The organism is Thermoplasmata archaeon, assembly GCA_035632695.1.
Taxonomy (GTDB): domain Archaea; phylum Thermoplasmatota; class Thermoplasmata; order RBG-16-68-12; family RBG-16-68-12; genus RBG-16-68-12.
Genome location: DASQGG010000150.1, coordinates 1 through 2,748, shown reverse-complemented (window position 1 = coordinate 2,748; position 2,748 = coordinate 1). Strand labels below are relative to the sequence as shown.

Annotated in this window: 5 protein-coding genes; 3 read left to right on the top strand and 2 right to left on the bottom strand. The window is 64.5% G+C overall.

The features are described 5' to 3' along the window. The first annotated feature begins 239 nt into the window (after nt 1-239). From VEY12_09530 to VEY12_09520, 3 genes are all read left to right on the top strand, one after another. Nucleotides 240-551, top strand: a complete 312-nt coding sequence (locus VEY12_09530) for a hypothetical protein (protein ID HYM40360.1) — start codon at nt 240-242, stop codon at nt 549-551. A 337-nt stretch (nt 552-888) separates the two neighbouring features. Continuing rightward, a complete protein-coding gene (locus VEY12_09525; protein ID HYM40359.1) occupies nt 889-1,029 on the top strand; it encodes a hypothetical protein in 141 nt (46 codons plus the stop codon). Nucleotides 1,030-1,139: 110 nt separating this feature from the next. Then, entirely contained in the window at nt 1,140-1,412 is a 273-nt protein-coding gene (locus VEY12_09520; GenBank protein HYM40358.1) for a hypothetical protein, read from the top strand. 279 nt (nt 1,413-1,691) lie between these two features. On the opposite strand, the gene VEY12_09515 is transcribed toward VEY12_09520, so the two are convergent. Further along, nucleotides 1,692-2,177, bottom strand: coding sequence for a vitamin K epoxide reductase family protein (locus tag VEY12_09515; GenBank protein HYM40357.1), 486 nt, complete (start codon nt 2,175-2,177; stop codon nt 1,692-1,694). A gap of 12 nt (nt 2,178-2,189) precedes the next feature. After that, nucleotides 2,190-2,748 (bottom strand): DUF929 family protein (locus VEY12_09510; protein HYM40356.1); only part of this gene is annotated, 559 nt, incomplete at its 5' end.

The following is a 2,748-nucleotide window of genomic DNA, read 5'->3' as shown; positions in this document are numbered from 1 at the left end:
CGGGCCCACGTCCACGTGCTCGAGCGCCGAGCCGGGTTTGGCCGCCAACAGGAGCACGCCCGCAAGGGCCGCGATGGCAACCAGGGAGACCAGGCTCCGGCTTTTCCGATCACTCACACAACCACCGCGGGTGCCGAACCCCCCGCGGGCCATGTCGTTTGTGGCACGAAGGGATAGCGCGCGCTTAGGCGAGCCGAAAGGTTCACAATCCGCCCCGGTCTGTGCCCCGGCGAATCCCTATGCACGTCGCACTCGAGATTGCCAGCGCTCTCCTCGCCGCCATCCCCATCGCCTCGATCACCCAAGCGTACCGGACCACGCCCTCCATGCGGCTGGCGCTCGCCCTCGCTGCCTTCCTGGTGCTCGAGGCGAAATTCGTCGCCTTCACCATCCTGCTCGTCGCAAGCCCGGACACCCTCAACCCGATCAGCGAGTATCAAGTGGAGGTGCTCGAGTTCGCGGACGACGTGGCCGTTATGATGATGTTCGCCATCGCCTTCCTCTGGGGCACGAGGTGGTCTCCTGAACGAATCCGCGCTGAGCACGCGTGACCGGATCCTTGCGCTGCTCGCGCGCGATCCTGGACTACACCTTCGGGCGGTCCCAGCGCGTTTGGACCTGTCCCTGCGTACCGTGCGGTATCATCTCGCGAGCCTCGAAGACGAAGGGGCTTTGATCACATATCGGAACGGGCGTCGGGTGTATTGGTACCCCGCCAAGCTGCTGTCTAGCACGGAGCGAGAACTCATCGCCGCGCTCCGCGTCCGCGGAGAACGCATTCTGCTCCAGATTCTTCTCAAAGAGGGACCGTCAAGGTTCTCGAGTCTCGAAAGGGACTCGGGGCTGGCGCCTCGATCCTTGAGTCGGCATCTCCGCTCTCTCCTGGGAGTGGGTCTTGTGACCGTTGACGCGGATCGGATCTACGCAGTGACAGACCCGGACCGGGTCGCGAGACAACTCGAGAGTTTTCGAGTCCGATTCCCGGACCTGATGGCGGACGCCGCCCGCGAAATCTTCGAAGGCATCTGAAGGTTATCCAGAATGACGATCCAACCCGAAACCTCGACCACCGTCCCTTCCTGCCCACGGCTCTGCGACTGCCCGAGAACGATACGGCCTACGCGAGCGAGATTCCGACGATGACGACCGGGGACGGAAGGGGACAGGAGGGCATCCTCTCCGGAAAAGAGACGACGCTAAGGCGACGGGTGGCGCTGGCCCTCGCCTCCGGCCTTGGCGCCCTTGCCGTACTTCTCTTACTCGGCGCCCCTCCGGACACCTCCCTTGTGATTTCTCTTGCCGCGTTTGCACTCATGCTCAAGCCAACCTGGATGGTCGTGGTCCTGGTTGCCTTCGTCATTGCGGCGTACTTGGCTCTCGTGTTTCTGTGGCCGTTTCTCCCGGACACATAATCACTGCACGCATGGCGGCTCGTAGCGTTCTCGCCGCCTGTATAGATCGTCGGCCCACCCGGCTCGCCTCCGCACCACGGAGCGACGGGCATGAGTGTGGCGCTTACTGGCCTTGGCTCTTACGGACTCCACAGTCCTATCAACGAATCCATGGCTGTCGGATTTCTGCCGTCAAGCGCAGCCCCATCGAGGGGTGTGCGGCACACCCAGCCGACGGAAGGCTCCGGACCGTTTGACCGCTTTGGAATCCCTGCACGCGAGCCCCCAGCGGTGCGACGCTTAGGGCCCCTCAGCATCGCCCAAGGACGCGGTTTCCCCCGGACTCTTTGTCGCAGCTCGCCGCAGACGCAAGAGCGCCAGCGCGCCCGAGAAGGCTCCTAGGTCCGCGACATAGGTGCCCAGGCACACGGGGCACAGCGCGTGGATGAGCGCGAGCTCGATGTAGCCGAGCACCACGGCAACCCCGAGGCCCAACGCGGCGACGAACAGGACCGCAAGCAGCCAGCGGGACTCGTACGTTCGAATCAGGAGGACATCGAGAGCGAGGAGGAGCGCGAAGCCTCCGGTTCCGAGCGCCCAGTCAGGAACGGGGCCGAGCGTCGTGAGACCGCTCTGTTGCACGGCCGCGCAGGAGAGGAACGCGTTCACCGTGCAGCTCCCTTGGAGGGCTGGGTTCAGGGATTCCGCGGTCGCATACAGACTCAGGGCGAGCCCCGCGAGGATGAACGCCAAGACGAGGCGATGCAGCACCCGGGCGTCGGCCATGGCGAAAGCGCCTCACGTGATCTGCGCGACGATCGCCGCGACCGACGGGTCTCCTGCTACGGAGGTGGGCGGGGTGATCCCTGCGGCCTGGTCGATCTTGACGAAGTACGCCTCAAGGTAGAGCTGGGCTTGGTGGATTGCCGCATACACAGGGTCGCTCGGGTTCGCGTTCGCCAGGGACTGGGCGACGTGCTGCGGCGTAAGGGCGGTCCCGCCGGACTCCAGGGACGCCGGGTCGACTAGCGTCCCAACGTGGATGTACACCCCGCCCACGACGAGGAAGGGAATCCCCCCGCCTGTGTTGTAGGCATTGACGTAGGCCTGCTCGACCGGGCTCACGGGAGGCAACGTGATTTGCTGGGGATCGTTCGCTTCGCGAATGTCGATTGATAGGGACGTGCTTGCCACAGAGGTGGAGACGAGGCTGACCTCGGGCGTGCTCGGATAGACGTCCGACGACGTCGAGGTGGCGTAAGACCATCCCGATAGGCTACCGAACTGGGAGAGCGCTTCGTACACAGCCCAACTCGAAGCGGCGCAGTAAGGGCACGCAACCGACCCGTAGAAGAGG